Genomic DNA, 18173 nt, shown 5'->3' with positions numbered 1-18173 from the left:
ATATAGTCCCTCCAGTTATAGTTATATCCTTCTGATGTTCGCAATCCATGTATGTGATGATGACGCTTTCCTATATCATACAACCAAAGTTAACAATACTTCGTTTTTCTGAACCTGCTCCTGATTTGTCTCGAATACGTCCACTTTATTTTTAGTAAGTGTAACGATGACAGGCGTCACGATTTCGTATCCTGCTTCTATAATCTGTTCCCTGTCAAATTGGATTAACAATTCGCCTTGTTTCACACTGTCGCCCTCTTTAACCACTGGATTAAAATGCTTCCCTTTCAGAGCAACCGTGTTAATTCCGATATGAATCAATATCTCTGTACCCCCATTTGAAGTCAAGCCTATCGCGTGTCCTGTGGGGAACAGCGAGGTTACGACTCCATCTATCGGCGCTACGACCTCACCGACAGACGGTTCAATGGCTAACCCTTTTCCCATGGCCTCTGTAGAAAATGCAGAATCATTCACTTGGCTCAGTGGTATAGTCTTGCCTGTGATCGGGCTGTATATCGTTTCTTTCTTGATGTCGACGGCCACGGGCTCTTCTGTTTTCACGGATTCAACCGTGCCAGGGATCTCCTTCTTAACCTTACTTTCATACCCAAAAATAAGGGTCAGTACCGTTGCAACTATAAATGAACATGAAATGGCAATCACGTAAATCAAGGTTGGCGTATACACTGGAATAGCAAAAATATTATGAAAAACATAAGCCGTCATTTTTACCCCAAAGTGTCCATTGATGGCTCCGCCTATAGCCCCTGCGATAATGACAATGGGAATGACACGTTTAAAGCGAAGCACCAGACCATACACAATCGGTTCTGTCACACCAGCCAGCAATCCTGTAATACTCGTGGAACCCGCAAGAGTTCTAAGTGTTTTATTTTTTTTCGCCTTCAGGAAAATACCAAATGCCACACCAATTTGAGCAAATACTGCTGCTGCAGCCATCGCTTCAATCGGATCACCACCAACACCGATATTTTGAATCGTGATGGGCGTAAAACCCCAGTGAAGTCCGAAGACGACCATAAAGGTCATAAAACCACCAAGAACAATCCCTGACAAAATGCCACTTACACCGATTAACCATGTCACACCTGAAGAAATCCAATCTCCTACCCCTGTACCGAAAGGTCCGAATGCGATCGCAGATAGCGGAACCATAATCATTAAAGCCAGCATCGGAACTAAAAAAAGCTGTAGATCCTTAAGAATGATCTTCTTCAAAAACTTGTCCACCAACGCATATATGCTGATGGATATGAAAACCGGGAAAACACTGGCCGAGTAGTTCATCATGACCACCGGTATTCCTAAAAACGATACATCAGAGCCTTTGTCCATCAGCCCGGTAAAGCTGGGTTCCATGAGGGCCGCACCGATGACACCTGCTACATAAGGATTCGCCTTCAGCTTTATACCGAGCGTGATCCCTAGCAAAATCGGCAAGAAGTAAAACACAGCATTCCCCGCAGCGGACAGGATCAGATAGGTATCACTTGTCGCAGACATCCACCCCAGCAAGGTCAAAACCGTCAGGAGTGCTTTCAGCATACCCGAGCCCGCCATCACCGGAATCAACGGGGAGAAACTGCCGGAAATAACTTCAAAGATTGTAGATATGACCGATCTCTTCTTTCCGCTTGGTTCACCAGCCGCAGGAGAGTCCGATCCAAAATCCCTGTTTTTCATGATCTCCGTATATACATAGGCAACGTGGCTCCCGATAACCACTTGAAACTGCCCTCCGCTTTCGACAACAGTGATGATGCCCTCATGCTTCTCTAGCGTTTCTCTTTCGGCTTTTCTTGAATCTTTCAGGTCAAATCTGAGCCGTGTCGCACAATGCACAAGCCCGTTAATATTTTCTTCTCCTCCAACGAGGCGTACGATGTCATCGCCCATTTTCTTATGGTCCATGTTCATTCTCCTTCTGGGCAGATTGTCTGAAAACAAAAAAATACCTAAACGAAAGGCCTGTGTAATCAAAGAAAATGATCACTGCCATTCATTTAGGTATCGCCTGCTTAACCAGTAACAATCCTTATATTTAAGTTGTGAGCCTACTATAAATCACTTAGAAATCGTTTGCAAGCTTTTTTTTCTAGGAACCAGCCATATCGGTTCTGGAAGTCACACGCTGTATATGAATCGTCAAGTACACCTTTTCATCAATCGACATAGCGCTTTCATGCTTGCTTTCCAGGTATTGATTAATCAAATGGGTACATTGAAAAGCCTTCGTGTATTTATCTTTGACCTGCTCATACAAGAAGTTGTCGCCTGAAGCTCGTTGCTCTTGTTCGTTACTCAGCATTCTTTGAGCAAAGTATTGTAAATGAGTAATAAACCGGGAATAGTTGAATGAAGTTTCATCCAATGCCAGCTGATAGTAATCGGTTACAATGTTGAAAATGTCATCAATGACCTCCGTAATCTCAACCGTTTGCTTCATTCCCTGACCGTCTTGCCTTGCATTGACAAAATGCATGGCAATAAAGCTTGCTTCATGCTCGTCCATGTGAATACCAAATTGAGCGTGGATCATATCCAGTGCATTCATACCAATCATAAATTCTTTTTTGTAAAATTTTTTAATTTGCCACAAAAGTGAATTTTTTAGTCCCACGGATTTCCTGTACCGAGAGATAGCAAATTGAATATGATCAATCAAAGAGATATAAATGTTATCACTAAAAATATCTCCCATTTCCTTTTTCGCGTTCCCTACAATTTCATCCGCCACCTTTAAATACTCTACAGATGTTTCTCCAATGAGATCAATTAATTTTTGCGGAATTTTATCGGACTTTAATACAAAAGTTTTTTCTATTTTTTCCTCATCGACCCTCTGACCATTTTTCTTTTTAAAGCCCAGACCATTCCCTATGACAACAAATTCATGACCAACCTGATTTTCGGCCCGAATAACATTGTTGTTAAATATTTGCCGGATGATCATATATCTACTCACCTCATTGATGTAATGACAAAGTTTGTAATAACAAAAAAAAACCAAATAACGACTAAATAATTAGTCATTATTTGGGTATCGCCTGCTAACCAGTAACAATCCCGAAGGTTATTTGCCCCTTCATTCAATTACTTTTACTATAACGCTTTCAAACCAGAATAACAATACAATCGTGATTAAAAGTCGTTTGGTAAATATAGATTATGATATAAGTCAGATAAAGATACTCAGTACCATCACGATACCGAAAGCACTGAACCCGAGAATGGTTTCCATGACCGTCCACGTTTTCAGGGTTTGCGGTACGGACAGGTTCATGTATTCTTTAACAATCCAGAAGCCGGAGTCATTGACATGGGACAAAATGATCGAGCCTGCCCCTGTAGCCAGTACCAGCAGTTCCGGGCTTACCCCCGGCATGGTGACCGCAATCGGGGCAACAATACCCGCCGCAGTCGTCATGGCTACCGTGGCAGAACCGACGGCTGCACGGATCAGACCCGCAATGACGAAGGCAAGCACAAGCGGTGATAAATGTGCATGCTGGGCAAAACCTGCAATCGCGTCACCCACGCCACTGGCGGTCAAAATCTTGTTGAAACCGCCGCCCGCGCCGATCAGCAAGATAATGGAAGCAACCGGACCGAGACAATCGTTCGTAAATTTCAATAGCTGTTTGCTGTCGAAATTACGTGCATAACCAAAAGAGTAGAGCGAGAACAACAAGGCAAGCAGCAACGCAATGATCGGACTGCCGATAAAATCAATGACCTGTCTAAAGCCGTTGGCTTCTGGCAAAATCAGATCAACAATCGTCGCCATGAGCATCAGAATAACAGGCAGCATAATGGTGAAAAGTGTAATACCGAAGCCTGGCAGCTCTCTTTCTCTCGTTTCTGTAAATTGCTCCATCAATTCACTGGAGGTTTCCACCTTGATACGTTTGGAAATCCAGCTTCCGTAGATCGGACCCGCAATGGCTGCGGAAGGAAGCGCTACGATGAGCGCAAGGAAGATCGTTTTACCGATGTTGGCGTTAAAAATACCTACAGCCAGCATCGCCGCCGGATGTGGCGGAATCAGACTATGCACGACTGCCAATCCAGCTACAAGGGAAATCCCGATTTTGATCAGCGACGTTCCCGTATGCTTGGCAATCACGAATACAAGCGGGAACAACAGCACGATACCCACCTGAATGAACACAGGGATACCGCAGATAACAGCGACAACCATCATGGCCCAATGGACGTTTTTCTCACCGAACACCCGAACCATCGTTTTGGCAATCTGCTCCGCGCCACCAGACTCAGCCATCAGCTTACCGAGCATCGTACCCAGACCGAGCACAATCGCAATAAAACCTAGGACACTGGCTACGCCCTCCTGAAAGGCCGTTACGATGCTTTTCAGCGGCATGCCTGCGATAAGACCCATAAATACAGCGCCGACAATGAGCGCGACAAAAGGGTTCATTTTGACTTTAGCAATCAGTACAATCAATCCGATAATAGAAATAAGTGCATACAACAACAAACTTGCGTCATGACTGAGTCCAAATACGGAATACATCACATAACCCCCTTAGTTAAGTAAGCGCTCTCTATGTTGTTAAAATACAGGGGTTCCCCCTGCTAGTTTTCGATTTTCTCTACGGTTTCCAGCAATGTCCGTTCTCCGCCCACATTCCCGGGGAACACGATATACGGAATACCGCTGAATTTGGCTTCGTCTCCGGTCAACCACACCGGGATACCTGCCGTTACCTGACCAAGTACACGCGCTTTGCGGATGGCAAGGCCCTTGGTCGCTACATCACTGGAAGTGATGCCGCCCTTGGCAATGATAAACTTGGGCACAATGTCAAGCGACTGTACGATCTCGACCAATGCGCCGGATACCGTTTGGCTAATCTTGAAATTGTCGGCTTTGTTATTCACTGCGATCAGCTTGCGGCTACTGTATACAACCACATTACTGCCCGCAGCCAATTGTTTGTTGGCTTCTTCTATGACGCGGCTTAATTCCTGTTTGTAGCCCGCAGGCTCAAGCACCCGCTCTACATCAATTTCCAGACCCACAATACCCGGATACGTCAGTAGCTGCTCCAGTTGGCGTGTTGTTTTTTGAACATAGGAACCAACGACGACAATACCGCCATGGCCTTCCTGTCCACTTGCAATCAGACGTTCTTTAGGCAAGTAATCCCGGTCTGATATCCCGGCATATGATTTGACAAAGGAAGCGGCTGTACGGAAAATGAACGATTTCCCCTGCTCCTCTGCTTTCAGCAGTCCCAGTGACAACACATCCATATCTGCATATGAAAGCACGTTAACGATGATCGGCACATTATCTTTGGCTTGCAGCAATATCTCTTGAACAGCGTCCGGTCCCTTGCGAATCTGTTCCAGTGAAATGACGAGACATTCCGAGGCGTGAATACGGCCTTCTGTCTTCTCTTCCACCCATGCTGTTAAATCGCCGTTTTCATAGCCGAATACTTTATCCTTGGCAAACTCCGACTCATGTACGGGAATCAGCGTGTCGTTCTCCACCATATAATGGGTGTTGCCTCCGGTCACGCGCCCAGCTTCGAAAAAGGCTGGAATGATCAGATGACCATCGTAGCTCCGTCCGCTCTGACGTGAAACTTCTTCTGCCAGTACATCCGTTTCCAGCGGGTAATATCCACGCAGCATGGAATCACTACGGCTCACAAAGGTAAATGATTTTCCCTTTTCAGATGCAACAGCCTGTACATTGCAAGCAATCTCGCGGTTAATCCGTTCTGCGGTCTCCGCATCAAGCCCGCGAGTATTGGTCAGGATATAAAAGAGTGTTTCCGGGGAATCAAATGCTTCACGAAGCAATTCTTCATCCCACTGCGTCAAAACGTCGATATCATGAACTGTTTGTACACCTGTTGGGTCATCGTCCAAAACGATAATTTTCCGGCCTCTGGAGTCATTTATCCGTTGAATCTCCTGACGCATCCCTTTGTTTTCCCATTCGGAAGGTAGTTCTGCCTGAAGGGCTGACAACGAAGTATATCCTGCTTTTACATTCATGTAATCTCCACCTTATTCAAATTCTGGATTAGCATGCTCTACCTACTCTGCTTTTACCTGTACACCCGCAAGCTTTTCAAAATACTGCACGATTCCGCCATGATCGTCTGCCGCTTTTCCGTCCACTTTCAGTGCGTGAAATATCTCCAGCAGTTGGCTGCTAAGTGGCAAAGGTGCCCCGATATCATGAGCCGTTTCCATAACATTCGTGATGTCCTTGAGATTAATATCTATCCGTCCGCCAGCTACAAAATTACGTTCCAAAATCAGAGGAACTTTGGCGTCCAGTACCGCACTGCCTGCTAATCCACCACGGATAGCCTGGTACATTTTTTCGATATTAATACCCGCCTTGGCTGCAAATACGAGCGCTTCGGACATGGCTGCGATGTTCAGATTAACCATAATCTGATTAGCAAGCTTTGCCGTTGCACCGCAGCCGTTATCACCAACCAGGGTGACATCCTGACCCAACACATGCAGAACATCCAAGATATGTTCAAACACGGACTCTTTTCCACCAACCATAATCGCCAATGTCCCATCAATTGCTTTCGGTTCGCCACCGCTGACAGGTGCATCCAGCATATGCAGACCAGCGTCAGCAGCTTTCACCGACAGCTCTTTGGAGACAACGGGGGAAATGGAACTCATATCCACGATAACGCTTCCAACACTAGCCCCTTTTAAAATCCCGTTCTCGCCCAAAACCACTTCCTTCACATGGTTGGAATTCGGCAGCATCGTGAAAATAATCTCACTGCGCTCGGCAACTTCCTTGGGAGATGCGGCTGGATGCGCCCCTGATGCCACCAAAGCAGCGACTGCCTCCTGATTAATATCAAATACGGTTAGCTCGTAATCTGCTTTCAAAAGATTCAACGACATCGGACGACCCATAATACCTAATCCAATAAATCCAATTTTCTTTGCCATGTTAAAGTCCCTCCGTAGCTTTTCAAATTCGATTTCCTATTCAGGATTTTTATAAAAATCCATTTGTAAACGCTTTTTATCACATGTAAGCGCTATTAATTTGTCTTTACATTTGAAATTGTACACAATAAATTCATTTTTGTATACAAAAATTAAAAATTTGTATCAATTTTTATTGAATACATAGGATAAACGTTGTTTAACCTCCGTCTTTTCGCTAAAGTAGACATAGAGGTGAATGACATGCAGTACAGCAGCAATAACTCCCGAACGGCGCACCAGCAATCCTATGAAACGCTGCGTGATATGATTCTGAACGGAACGATTCCTCAGGGAACCAAGCTGGTCGAGGAAAAGCTTGCTACGCAGCTCGGTGTGAGCCGTACGCCTATCCGTGAATCCATCCGTAAATTGGAGCAGGAGGGGCTTATCGTCAATAAGCGTGTAGTCAAGCTCTCTGAAACCGACCTGCGTAATACCTTTGAGCTGCGTATGCTGCTTGAAGGACATGCGGCGCGAAGTGCAGCGGCCTATCTGTCCGAGACAGAGCTGCTGGCTTTGGAGCAATGTGTGGAAATTGGGCGCTCCGGCTCGCTGGATGAGGTGATGCAAGCGAATAAAGAGTTTCACGAAATCATTATGAGCGCCAGCAATAATTCGATGATGATTGATTTATTTGACCGGATGCAATCCGTCATTTATTTATTCCGTCATACGGTCGTTTACTATCATCGCCCCTTTCTGATTGACGAGCATCAGCACATTTGCGAAGCGATTCGGGCGCATGATGGTGACACGGCAGAACGGCTGATGAAGGAGCATCTTCAAGCGGATTTGGATTTTTGTCTGCATCTGATCAGATAGGCTTTTCTATTATCCATTTCATGCCATGCCAAAAAGACCGTTAAACACTTGAGTCCTTGTGCTTAGCGGTCTTTTGGGTATAAAATTCGTGGATGATCGAACGCCTAACTCTCTTTTCCTTCCCTAAATACGTCTTTGGCGATTTGAATCGCTGAGGCGGCTCGGGGCCATCCTACATAAAAGGCAAGCTGAGTGATGACCTCAACCAGTTCTTCTTCCGATAATCCGTTATCCTTAGCCAAATTCAGATGATAGGGAAGCTGCCCCCCATGCTCACCCGCTACCAATGCGGAAACGGTTATGAGACTCCGTTCTCTGAGAGATAGCTCACTTCTTCTCCATACATCCCCAAAAAGAACATCCTCCGTATAGCTCACAAAAGCGGGTGCAAAATCACCAACCTTTTCCCGCACACTCGACGTGATTAATTTATGCTTCATTCATTCAACACTTCCCTTCGTCCCTGATGTGCAGTTATGCAGATCGTATGCAGATGTGCAGTTTCCAGCTACAGAATCATCTGGGCAAGTCCGTTGCCAAAGGACCAATCCTCAAATTCCGTTTCCACCAGTGTGACAAATACATCCTCCGGCCTGATCTTACATTCGGTGGATAAGAGTTCGGATAACCTTTGGTAGAAACTCTTTTTTTGCTCCGTAGTTCTACCTAATCCCATCGTAATTTGGATATACAGCAGCTTATCTGTTCTGGGTATATCCAAATAATCCGGACTATAATAAAACTCGCTTTGCTTATGAGCATGAAAAACCTGAAAGTAGTCCTTTTCCGGTACCTGAAAATGCTCGATCAAAGCGTCCAGGATACAGCGGCTAATTAAAGGCAGCTCCTTCTCTGTGTATTGATCCTCCATGTAACCTACTCGTACAAATGGCATGTTCATCTCTCCTGTCCGTTGGGATAAATTAATTGTACTCCATCTATTTTCATCTATATAATTGAAAATAATCATAAATATATTCATTTTTATCGATGGAGATGAGTGTTCATGGATCTGAAAGAGCTAACCACGTTTCGTACCATTATTGAAGAAGGAACCTTCTCAAAGGCTGCCGCCAAATTAAACTACGCACAGTCTACAGTAACCAGCCAAGTTCAGCGACTGGAGAAGGAGCTGGGATTTCAGCTTTTTAAAAGGGGATGGGATGCAGAATTAACGGCCTCAGGAAAAGTGTATGCAGACGAGGTAAATGGGCTTATTCAGCATTGGAATTATGTATTAGATCAGGCCAACTCTCTGAAAAAGGAGGAAATCGGCACCCTCCACATCGGTGTGATCGAAACGGTGGCGGCTTCCGTACTACCTGCGGTTCTGCTTCAGTTTCGGGAGCATAAACCGAATATGACGTGCCATTTTACAGTTGGAAACACGGATACGCTCTCGCACGCTTTGCTGGACAACACGCTTGATTTTGCAATTTGCGGGGAATCTCACTCGGTTCCCGCCCTGCACTTTGAACCTGTGTATCACGAACAAATCGCCTTTATTGTATCCCGTGATCATCCCTTCGCTGCAAAAAGCGAGCTTCATCTCGAAGATCTGTATGAGTACCCGCTTATCGTTGGAGGGAAGAACTGCCTGTACCATATCCGGCTGGAAAAAGAGCTTTCCCGCTTTCCGTCGATGCCGTTTTTTTATACCGTAAGCCAAATCTCGTCTATAACTTTATTTGTAAAAACGATTCCTTCGGTTGGAGTGGTTCTATCGTCATTGCCTCTGTCGGATGATTTAGTCACCTTACCCCTCCAGCTAACAGACCCTAATATTCCTATTGGACTATTACAGAGCAACCAGCATCAGCAATATATGTCCTCAGCCCGAAAACTGTTTATGCAACTGGTTAAGGAGCTTTGTAGGCGATAGCTCAGGCTAGGCGCAAATCGTTTTAGTTCGCAAGCCGACACCTTTGCATAAAGAAAAAGCCGCCAAACACTCATAAACCTAGTGTTTAGCGGCTTTACTATTATGGAGACTAGAGGAAGTGACGCCAGTTATTTCGTTTCGAGCGGTTTTTTCCACAGTCCCAGAATGAGCGCGGAAATCACAGAGCCAATCGCCACCGCAAGCAAGAACAGCAAAGCATGATTGGCAAGAGCTGCTACAAAAATTCCGCCATGTGGAGCTGGAAGATTGATTTTCCAGAACTGTGTCAGACCACCGGCAATCGCTGAACCTACAATACAAGAGGTTAAGACGCGCAGAGGGTCAGCAGCTGCGAATGGGATTGCTCCTTCCGTAATAAAGGACAAACCGAGTACATAGTTCGTCAAACCAGACTTACGCTCCTGCTCAGTAAATTTATTTTTGAAGAACGTCGAAGCCAATGCGATCGCCAGCGGAGGTACCATACCGCCCGCCATAACAGCAGCCATCATAGCCCCGTTCGTGTTACCACTGGAAGTAAAGACACCGATTGAAAATGCATAAGCCGCTTTGTTGAAAGGTCCACCCATGTCAATCGACATCATTCCACCAAGAATCAGACCCAGAATCACTGCATTACCTGTACCCAAATTGTTCAGAACATTGACAAGCCACGTATTAATACCACCGAAAATCGGATCGAACAGGTAGAACATAATCGCGCCTGTAATTAGGAGTCCAAATACCGGGTATAACAAGATTGGTTTTAAACCATCCAGCGCTTTCGGCAAACCTTTAAAAGCTTTACGCAGGAAGATAACCACATAACCAGCCATGAAACCTGCTGCCAGACCGCCAAGGAAACCTGCATTAGAGTTTACAGCCATCAGACCACCAACCATACCTGGCATCAATGCCGGACGATCCCCAATACTCATCGCGATAAATCCGGCCAGTATCGGAATCAGGAAGTGGAACGCACCTGTTCCGCCACCAATCGTTTGTAACAGCTTGACAATCGGATTCTCCGCTCCCGCTATCTGTTCGAACAGGAAGGAGATAGCCAGCAAAATCCCGCCGCCTACAACAAACGGCAACATATGAGAGATACCGTTCATTAGATCCTTGTAAATTTTGCTGCCGACGCTGGTTTTTTCTGCTTTCGTCTCCTCCGCGTTCCCCTTACCTTCGCTGCGGTAAATTGGAGCATCGCCGTTTAGCGCTTTGCGGATCAGTTCTTCAGATTTACGAATACCGTCACTTACCGGTCTTTGCAATACAGGCTTGCCGTCGAAGCGGGCCATTTCGACCTTCTTGTCGGCTGCGACGATCACTCCTTTGGCACGACGAATTTCATCCGGAGTCAGTACGTTTTGTGCACCTTCGGAGCCGTTCGTTTCTACCCGGATATTTACACCCATCTCTTTCGCTTTCTTAATGAGAGCGTCTTCAGCCATAAACGTGTGTGCGATACCTGTAGGGCAAGCGGTAACCGCAACCACAAACTCGTCAGAATCCGGGTTGCCAACGATAACGTCTGGCGTTTGCTGTGCCTTGGCAGCTTCTTCCTTCGCCTCTTTTGCTTGCTTGGCTGCTTCTACTTCGGCCTGCTTAGTATCAAACAGCTCGGATACTTCACCCGGTGTTTGCGTATTCATAAGTTTACCGATGAAATCGGTATCAATTAATAACCGGGAAAGCGCCGCCAGTGTGCGAAGATGCGTATTCGCTGCTCCTTCTGGAGCCGCAATCATGAAAAAGACTTTCGCCGGCTCACCGTCCAACGATTCGAAATCTACGCCTTTACTGCTTTTTGCAAAAACAACAGTCGCTTCATTCACAGCTTTGGTCTTGGCATGCGGCATCGCAATGCCACCGCCGATTCCGGTGCTGGATTCTGCTTCGCGTTTGTAAATCATTTCTTTGAACAATGCCCGGTCGTTAATGCGTCCGCTGGCTTCGAGACTGGCGATGAGTTCCTCAATCGCCCCGTCTTTTGTCGTTGCCTGCAAGTCCATGATCATCGTTTCTTTAATCATCAGGTCTGTTATTCTCATTTTTCTCACTCTCCTATGTTCGATCAGCGTGTCAACACACGCCTAATAAGCTCATGATGCAGCGGAATTACCATTTTGTAATCGTGACTTGCGGCCGTAATTGTTCAATTTTCTCTCTGGTAGCCAGATCATCAGAGAACGCGGTTGCACTTCCGGATGCCACTCCTGCACGGAATGCTTCGATCGGATCGCCAACAAGAGCTAACGTACCCACGAATCCAGCAATCATGGAATCACCTGCGCCTACAGAATTTTTAACCGTTCCTGCCGGTACATTTGCGTGGTACACTTCGTCTGCCGTAATGAGCAAAGCTCCATCTCCTGCCATGGAAACCAGAACATTTTTTGCGCCTGTTTCCAGCAGCTTGCGGCCGTAAGTGACGATTTCCTCCTTTGAATGAATGGTTACGCCAAACAACTCCGCCAACTCATGGTGATTCGGCTTGACGAGCAGCGGCTTATGAACGAGTGACTTCATCAGCGCTTCACCTGTGGTATCAATGACGAATTCAGCCCCAGTCTGCTGGCACACGTTAATCAGCCGATCATAGAAGTCCCCCCCAAGTGATGGCGGGATGCTTCCAGACAAGACGACAATGTCATTTTTCTGGAGACCCGACAGCTTTTGCACCAGCGCATCTGCCTCTTGCTCACGTATAGCAGGTCCCAAGCCGTTAATTTCCGTTTCATCACCATGCTTGAGCTTAATGTTGATCCGTGTATCATCTTCGATGATTACAAAATCAGTTTTGATGGATTCCTCCCGCAATGTATCGTTGATAAACCTGCCTGTGAATCCTCCGAGAAAACCAATCGCCGTGCTGTCTGCTCCCAACTGATTCAACAAACGCGATACATTAATTCCTTTGCCGCCCGGCAGTTTCAAATCACGTTTCATCCGGTTCAAATCACCAAGCTTCAAGTCGTCAACTTCCACGATATAATCAATGGAAGGGTTAAGCGTTACTGTATATATCATCGTTATCCCTCGATTATCTTAGTTTTCTGAGCAATGGATCGGCGTGAGCGTTCAGGCACCGATTCTGTAATAAGGATAGCTTCCTTCAGTTCGAACAGCTTCGCAAAGGTAACTTCACCAATTTTGCTGGAATCGGCCAACACATAGGTTTTGCCGGATAGCTGATGGGCACGCCGTTTAACCAACGCTTCTTCGGGATCAGGAGTTGTGTATCCCATTTCCACATCGACACCGTTCGTTCCTAAAAAGCATTTGTCGAACCGAAAATTATCCATATTCTGCAGGGCAATACTCCCGATTACAGCCTTGGTATGAATTTTCATCATCCCTCCCAGTAGATAGCTTCTGATTCGTTTGCTTACCAGTGCTTCTACGTGGGATAGGCCATTTGTCACGACCGTCACGTCTTTAGCTTCAATGTAAGGAATCATCGCCATCGTTGTTGTTCCCGCATCCAGATAAATACATTCGCCATCCAAAATTTCTTTGGCGGCCATACGAGCGACTGCGTTTTTCTGTTGAACGTTTTTGAATGTTTTTTCTTCCATGCCAGGTTCTTGACTTTTCTGATTCAGCAAGGCTGCCCCGCCATGAATCCGCTTTAGCAACTGACGGGCTTCAAGATCGATTAAATCACGTCGAATCGTTGATTCAGAAGCGCCCAACAGATCGACCAATTCCTGCAACTTTACAACACCACGCTCTTGTAAGCGCTGTATTATTAACTTGTATCTTTCTTCCGTCAGCATCTTCATTCCCCCAACTATTCATATCGTACCATAAACCTCACAAAAAACAATCATTTTTATTCAAAAAGATTCAAAAAACTTCATCCCAACTTCATTTTTTTACAAAATGGTGAATTCCAAGCCCCAACGCCATGGTTGCGTTTACATTGAAAGGGAATGGCATCCATTTTTATGTAAATCCATTCTTCTTACATAGGAATTCAGCAGTAAACGTTCAAAAACGTTCTGCTGCTTCCATCAGCACCATTTTACCACAACAAAAAAGCTAAACACCTGGGTTGGTCCCCTCTGTGCTTAGCAGATTTCGGCCATTTAACCATTTACGATTCCGATGACGAAACCATCATAGCCTTTGCTCCCTACCGTCTGAATGGCTGTAGCTGTAATCCTCGATTCTTCAGCCAGCAAATCATAAAATTTTCTTACCCCCTGTATACGAGGGTCTGTGCTTAAGGCTTGAATGACTTCTCCTTCACGGATGACGTTATCGCCAATAATCACCGTGCCAGGATGCGAAAAACGGAGTGCCCAAGCTAGATACAATGGATTATTCGGTTTATCTGCATCAATAAAGATTAGATCAAAAGGGGCAACGCGTTCTTCCTCCATCTGTGCTAACTGTTTTAATGCGTCTCCCTCACGAAGTTCGACCATTCCATCCAATTGGGCCAACACTATGTTGGACCGGGCTGTTTCAGCATGAAGCGGATTGGCTTCCAGCGTAACAATTTTTCCGTCCTTCGGCAACGCCCTTCCCAGCCAGATTGTACTATATCCTCCCAAAGTACCGATCTCCAGCACGCGTTGTGCACCTTGCATTTGAGCAAAGATATTTAACAGTTTTCCCTGATTGGGTGATACATCATACGGAGGCAATCCCGCTTTTTGATTAACAGCCAGTACCTGTTCCAGAATAGCATCATGCGGAATGAGACGATCCGAAATATACTGGTCTACTTGATCCCATGTGTTCGTTTGATTCGTTTGATTCATTTGCTCCACTCTCCTTTGTATTAACTTACACTTTGATTGTAAATGAATTATTATTATAAAAATAATATATGTTTTTGCGTTATTTATAATCTAAATATATGAATGATCGAAAAAGGAGAGTTCTACAATGAACCTGCATGCGTTACGTTTATTCCATGTGGTCGCCTCCACCGGAAGTGTGACCCGAGCCTCTGAACTATTAAATATCAGCCAACCTGCTATTACCGCTCAAATTAAAAAATTCGAAAAAGAAATATCCCTCACACTGCTCATGCCGCTGGGAAGAGGAATTGCCTTGACCGATGCTGGTGAAAAGCTTGCTTTACTCGCCAAACGGCTCTTTGCCGTTGAACAGCAAATCGAACAATTTTCACAGGATTATCGTGATGGAACCCATGGGCATATCCGGCTGGCTGCTACTTATTTACCGGCTCATTTTCTAATTCCGACCTGGATTGCGAAGTTCAAGCAACAATATGAACACGTTGAAATGACGATTAACACAACCAATTCCAATGATGCATTGAAGCAGCTATTAAATATAGAAGTGGACTTTGCCGTCTATGGGGGACTGCCAGAGCAACACCCGGATACGATTGAGACAGAAGAATTGTTTCGTGATGAGCTATGGTTTGTCGTCGCACCGGATCACCGATACGCTAATCAGCAGGTCACTTTATTAGAGATGATGCATGAACCCTTTGTTATGCGTGAAAAGGGAAGCTCGACACGGGAGCGATTGTTTTCCTTATGTCGAACCTACAATGCTCCAGTTCCCCAGATCACCCTGAACTTCACGGGATTGCATGAGGCCATTACCGCAGTTATTGCCGGATACGGTGCGAACTTTGTGTCTTCGTTGGTCGTACGCGAATATGTAGAACGCGGCGAGCTGTGCCGGGTATACGTCGAAGACATCCAGCTTCAAAATTCAATCGCTATCTGTACCCGCAAAAATGAACCTCTATCTGCCGCTGCCCTGAACCTTATTCAGCTCATCCGCAGTAACTCCTGAGGGGGGAGATTAATGAAGCCCCCCTCCATAATCTTCTCCAGATAGACTTCTGGCTGTGAGTAATAGAAGAGACCAAAGTTCCTTAAAAAAGCTATAATTGTATTATGATTCTGTACACCACCAGCAACCATAAGGAGAACATATGAATAGCATTCAATACCTATCCCAATTCAATCTGCTTGATAGTCTCTCATTAGAGGATTTAGTTGAAATGGATCAAATGACTTCCATTACGACCCTACCGAAAAATACATTTATTCAAACCCCGGATACCTTTTCCGAAGGGCTTTATTTTGTAAAGAAGGGAAAAGTACGTCTTTATAAGCTAAACGCTGACGGAAAGCAATTTACTTTGGATATCCTCAGCGAGGGAAATGTATTTGGTGAAATGGATATGATTTCACTAGGGACAAGGGATATGTATATAGAAACGATAGAAGAATGCGATATCTGCCGGATGGACAAAGACCGTTTTGAGCATTTTTTAATCCAACATCCCCGATTCATGATGAACTTGATCAAAGTGTTAAGCGATCGAATCTCAGGTATGAGCCGTTTGGCCCAACACCTGGCTTTGGGGAATTTACAGGATAAAATTTTATATGTTCTTATAAAACTGTCCGATCAGTTCGCCCTCCAAAGTGAAGATGAGTATTATAAAATCAATTTCCCGCTATCCCATCAAGAAATCGCTCATTTGGTCGGTGCAACCCGAGAAGCTGTAACTGCTGCTTTACAGGAGCTTGTAAAAGAAAAGGTCATTAAGACCGGATTTAAAACCATTTATATCCATCGCGAAAAGCTGCTGGAGTTGTAAGCTACATTACATCTATAGTACAGAGAAAAGAAGTATCGTATACCTACCAGAAAAAACATACGATATGGAGTGAACGGAATGGAATATCAAAAATTACAAAGTGATCTGGAAGCAGCCAAAGCAGACATGGAAAAAATGCTTCCTTCAGAAGTACTGGATATATTTGATAAAACGATCCAGGATATTCGCACTTTGAATGCCACTTATGGATTAAGCCTTGGAACCAAAGCGCCGGAATTTAGTTTACTTGACTTTACAGGCCAGACCATAACCTTATCTGAAGCAACAGCAAAAGGTCCTGTTGTTCTTATTTTTTACAGAGGGAGCTGGTGTCCATTCTGCAATCTGGAGCTGCAAGCATATCAGCGAATCATGGATGGTATTACGTCCGCCCATGCTCAATTAATCGCGATTAGTCCACAAACTCCCGAGTATTCAACTATAGTACAGCAAAAGAACGAATTGAGTTTCCCTGTGTTAAGTGACCTGCATAATCAAATAGCAGAAAAATACAATCTCAAATTTAAACTCCCTGAATATGCACATGAGCTTTACAAATCATTAGACATTTCTCTGGATACTTTTCATGGTAACAGTGCCTGGGAACTCCCCGTACCAGCTACCTATGTAATTGATAAAGAAGGTATCATTCGTGCAGGATATGCTGATGCTGATTATAAAAAACGTATGGAACCTTCGGAGGTACTACATGTTCTTCGTTCTCTCTAGAATTACCATTAAAAAATAATTCTTATCTATCTGCACTGATGGGGGCAATATATGAATCCTAAAAAACAATTCTTAATTCCAGATTCGATATTACAACGAAAAGGGGCTCGCAAAGGAATAGATATCCCTGATGATGTGGTTCAACTACTACAGCAGGGGCAGCTTGAGACGGTGAATCTCACCGAATGGCTGGCTGTCGATCATATTGTACTGCTACGAAATGCACTTGATGAATTTGGCTTACAGCGAGAATCCGATGTCTTTCTCTCCGAACTGAACCATTTGCAGGAAAAGAAGATTATGAAAATGATCCCTGCAATCGCGCGAGCATGGCTGAACCTGTTCGAGCAGCAAGCACAAGAAGAGCGCTCACGGATCTTTGATGCGATGGCCTCTCATCTTTCAGACAGTATTCGCTGCTGGGCTGCCTATATCATCGGGGTTGATCCCCTTTTAAGGGTAGAACAGAAATTGGCGAGCATTCGCCCTTTTGCAGCAGATTCACATTTTGGGGTGCGTGAAATTGCCTGGATGGCCGTAAGAGAACCGATTTCCAAGCAACTGGTTGAAGCGCTTCAACTGTTAAACGGTTGGGTACAGGATCAGGATGCTAATATCCGTCGTTTTGCCATCGAATCGACCCGTCCACAGGGCGTTTGGGCCAAGCATATTCCCGAATTAAAAGAACACCCAGAGCTGGCTCTTCCACTTTTGGAAGCTGTCCAATCCGACCCGATCAAATATGTACAGGACTCCGTGGGCAATTGGCTGAATGATGCCAGTAAAACCAAGCCGGAATGGGTGCTTCAGGTTTGTGATGCGTGGCTGGAGACTTCGGATACGAAGGAAACCAAACGAATAGTGACCCGAGCCACAAGAAGCTTGATAAAAAATCAGTAATTAGAGACTCTTCCCTATCCAATCCTTATCCAGATGATACACATAAACTATGAGATATATCTGGAATATTAGGAATGGAGGAATTCATCATACAAAAACCGCCAAACACAGGGTTTTCCCTCGTATTTAGCGGTTTATTTCTCTTTGGACCAAATGATTTATCGGAAATGTATGTTACACGTTCTGCACGAA

The 18173-nt window shown here is 45.0% G+C and carries 17 protein-coding genes; 6 read left to right on the top strand and 11 right to left on the bottom strand.

The window, feature by feature from the left end; genetic code table 11:
* Window positions 1-75: 75 nt before the first annotated feature.
* The 5 genes from C1I60_RS15105 to garR form a co-directional block, all read right to left on the bottom strand.
* Window positions 76-1935, bottom strand: coding sequence for a beta-glucoside-specific PTS transporter subunit IIABC (locus tag C1I60_RS15105; protein WP_137062488.1), 1860 nt, complete (start codon window positions 1933-1935; stop codon window positions 76-78).
* Between the two features lie 184 nt (window positions 1936-2119).
* Window positions 2120-2977 carry a BglG family transcription antiterminator LicT gene (gene licT / locus C1I60_RS15100; RefSeq protein ID WP_137062487.1) on the bottom strand — a complete coding sequence of 286 codons (858 nt, stop codon included), beginning with the start codon at window positions 2975-2977 and terminating at the stop codon, window positions 2120-2122.
* Window positions 2978-3202: 225 nt separating this feature from the next.
* Window positions 3203-4561: a GntP family permease gene (locus C1I60_RS15095; protein WP_137062486.1), complete on the bottom strand. Its 1359-nt coding sequence runs from the start codon at window positions 4559-4561 to the stop codon at window positions 3203-3205.
* A 62-nt stretch (window positions 4562-4623) separates the two neighbouring features.
* On the bottom strand, window positions 4624-6060 hold the full coding sequence (locus C1I60_RS15090; RefSeq protein ID WP_137062485.1) for a four-carbon acid sugar kinase family protein: 1437 nt from the start codon (window positions 6058-6060) through the stop codon (window positions 4624-4626).
* A 42-nt stretch (window positions 6061-6102) separates the two neighbouring features.
* On the bottom strand, window positions 6103-6996 hold the full coding sequence (garR, locus tag C1I60_RS15085) for a 2-hydroxy-3-oxopropionate reductase (protein WP_137062484.1): 894 nt from the start codon (window positions 6994-6996) through the stop codon (window positions 6103-6105).
* A gap of 243 nt (window positions 6997-7239) precedes the next feature.
* Here garR and C1I60_RS15080 point away from each other — a divergent pair, with 243 nt between their 5' ends.
* Window positions 7240-7860 (top strand): GntR family transcriptional regulator, encoded by a 621-nt coding sequence (locus tag C1I60_RS15080; RefSeq protein WP_137062483.1) that lies wholly within the window; start codon window positions 7240-7242, stop codon window positions 7858-7860.
* A 104-nt stretch (window positions 7861-7964) separates the two neighbouring features.
* Here the strand turns inward: C1I60_RS15080 and C1I60_RS15075 are convergent, their stop codons facing one another.
* Entirely contained in the window at window positions 7965-8300 is a 336-nt protein-coding gene (locus C1I60_RS15075) for a carboxymuconolactone decarboxylase family protein (protein WP_137062482.1), read from the bottom strand.
* A gap of 68 nt (window positions 8301-8368) precedes the next feature.
* Window positions 8369-8755 (bottom strand): tautomerase family protein, encoded by a 387-nt coding sequence (locus tag C1I60_RS15070; protein WP_137062481.1) that lies wholly within the window; start codon window positions 8753-8755, stop codon window positions 8369-8371.
* A gap of 111 nt (window positions 8756-8866) precedes the next feature.
* On the opposite strand from C1I60_RS15070, the gene C1I60_RS15065 reads away from it, so the two are divergent.
* On the top strand, window positions 8867-9742 hold the full coding sequence (locus C1I60_RS15065; RefSeq protein ID WP_137062480.1) for a LysR family transcriptional regulator: 876 nt from the start codon (window positions 8867-8869) through the stop codon (window positions 9740-9742).
* A gap of 128 nt (window positions 9743-9870) precedes the next feature.
* Here the strand turns inward: C1I60_RS15065 and C1I60_RS15060 are convergent, their stop codons facing one another.
* The 4 genes from C1I60_RS15060 to C1I60_RS15045 all read right to left on the bottom strand — a co-directional run bounded on the left by C1I60_RS15060 (window position 9871) and on the right by C1I60_RS15045 (window position 14520).
* Complete coding sequence (locus C1I60_RS15060; RefSeq protein WP_137062479.1) at window positions 9871-11799, bottom strand: PTS fructose transporter subunit IIABC; 1929 nt, start codon at window positions 11797-11799, stop codon at window positions 9871-9873.
* Between the two features lie 67 nt (window positions 11800-11866).
* The gene (pfkB, locus tag C1I60_RS15055; protein ID WP_137062478.1) at window positions 11867-12778 is read right to left on the bottom strand and encodes a 1-phosphofructokinase; all 912 of its coding nucleotides are present in this window, start codon (window positions 12776-12778) and stop codon (window positions 11867-11869) included.
* A gap of 2 nt (window positions 12779-12780) precedes the next feature.
* Window positions 12781-13527 (bottom strand): DeoR/GlpR family DNA-binding transcription regulator, encoded by a 747-nt coding sequence (locus C1I60_RS15050; RefSeq protein WP_137062477.1) that lies wholly within the window; start codon window positions 13525-13527, stop codon window positions 12781-12783.
* Between the two features lie 312 nt (window positions 13528-13839).
* Window positions 13840-14520 (bottom strand): O-methyltransferase, encoded by a 681-nt coding sequence (locus tag C1I60_RS15045; RefSeq protein WP_137062476.1) that lies wholly within the window; start codon window positions 14518-14520, stop codon window positions 13840-13842.
* Between the two features lie 127 nt (window positions 14521-14647).
* Between C1I60_RS15045 and C1I60_RS15040 the strand changes: the two genes are divergently transcribed.
* The 4 genes from C1I60_RS15040 (at window position 14648) to C1I60_RS15025 (ending at window position 17981) form a co-directional block, all read left to right on the top strand.
* Complete coding sequence (locus tag C1I60_RS15040; RefSeq protein WP_137062475.1) at window positions 14648-15535, top strand: LysR family transcriptional regulator; 888 nt, start codon at window positions 14648-14650, stop codon at window positions 15533-15535.
* A 142-nt stretch (window positions 15536-15677) separates the two neighbouring features.
* A complete protein-coding gene (locus C1I60_RS15035) occupies window positions 15678-16352 on the top strand; it encodes a Crp/Fnr family transcriptional regulator (RefSeq protein WP_137062474.1) in 675 nt (224 codons plus the stop codon).
* 78 nt (window positions 16353-16430) lie between these two features.
* Window positions 16431-17081, top strand: coding sequence for a peroxiredoxin-like family protein (locus C1I60_RS15030; RefSeq protein ID WP_137062473.1), 651 nt, complete (start codon window positions 16431-16433; stop codon window positions 17079-17081).
* Between the two features lie 87 nt (window positions 17082-17168).
* Window positions 17169-17981: a DNA alkylation repair protein gene (locus C1I60_RS15025; protein ID WP_137062811.1), complete on the top strand. Its 813-nt coding sequence runs from the start codon at window positions 17169-17171 to the stop codon at window positions 17979-17981.
* Window positions 17982-18173 lie beyond the last annotated feature (192 nt).

It is taken from the genome of Paenibacillus terrae (assembly GCF_005217525.1).
Lineage (GTDB): Bacteria > Bacillota > Bacilli > Paenibacillales > Paenibacillaceae > Paenibacillus > Paenibacillus terrae_C.
The sequence above is the reverse complement of the archived record's forward strand: the minus strand, read 5'-3'. Positions and strand labels throughout refer to the sequence as shown.

Bases quoted from the DNA above. Each gene is read 5' to 3' on its own strand.
- C1I60_RS15105 (WP_137062488.1), bottom strand. From the start codon at position 1,935: ATGGACCATAAGAAAATGGGCGATGACATCGTACGCCTCGTTGGAGGA.
- licT (WP_137062487.1), bottom strand. From the start codon at position 2,977: ATGATCATCCGGCAAATATTTAACAACAATGTTATTCGGGCCGAAAAT.
- C1I60_RS15095 (WP_137062486.1), bottom strand. From the start codon at position 4,561: ATGTATTCCGTATTTGGACTCAGTCATGACGCAAGTTTGTTGTTGTAT.
- C1I60_RS15090 (WP_137062485.1), bottom strand. From the start codon at position 6,060: ATGAATGTAAAAGCAGGATATACTTCGTTGTCAGCCCTTCAGGCAGAA.
- garR (WP_137062484.1), bottom strand. From the start codon at position 6,996: ATGGCAAAGAAAATTGGATTTATTGGATTAGGTATTATGGGTCGTCCG.
- C1I60_RS15080 (WP_137062483.1), top strand. From the start codon at position 7,240: ATGCAGTACAGCAGCAATAACTCCCGAACGGCGCACCAGCAATCCTAT.
- C1I60_RS15075 (WP_137062482.1), bottom strand. From the start codon at position 8,300: ATGAAGCATAAATTAATCACGTCGAGTGTGCGGGAAAAGGTTGGTGAT.
- C1I60_RS15070 (WP_137062481.1), bottom strand. From the start codon at position 8,755: ATGCCATTTGTACGAGTAGGTTACATGGAGGATCAATACACAGAGAAG.
- C1I60_RS15065 (WP_137062480.1), top strand. From the start codon at position 8,867: ATGGATCTGAAAGAGCTAACCACGTTTCGTACCATTATTGAAGAAGGA.
- C1I60_RS15060 (WP_137062479.1), bottom strand. From the start codon at position 11,799: ATGAGAATAACAGACCTGATGATTAAAGAAACGATGATCATGGACTTG.
- pfkB (WP_137062478.1), bottom strand. From the start codon at position 12,778: ATGATATATACAGTAACGCTTAACCCTTCCATTGATTATATCGTGGAA.
- C1I60_RS15050 (WP_137062477.1), bottom strand. From the start codon at position 13,527: ATGCTGACGGAAGAAAGATACAAGTTAATAATACAGCGCTTACAAGAG.
- C1I60_RS15045 (WP_137062476.1), bottom strand. From the start codon at position 14,520: ATGAATCAAACGAATCAAACGAACACATGGGATCAAGTAGACCAGTAT.
- C1I60_RS15040 (WP_137062475.1), top strand. From the start codon at position 14,648: ATGAACCTGCATGCGTTACGTTTATTCCATGTGGTCGCCTCCACCGGA.
- C1I60_RS15035 (WP_137062474.1), top strand. From the start codon at position 15,678: ATGAATAGCATTCAATACCTATCCCAATTCAATCTGCTTGATAGTCTC.
- C1I60_RS15030 (WP_137062473.1), top strand. From the start codon at position 16,431: ATGGAATATCAAAAATTACAAAGTGATCTGGAAGCAGCCAAAGCAGAC.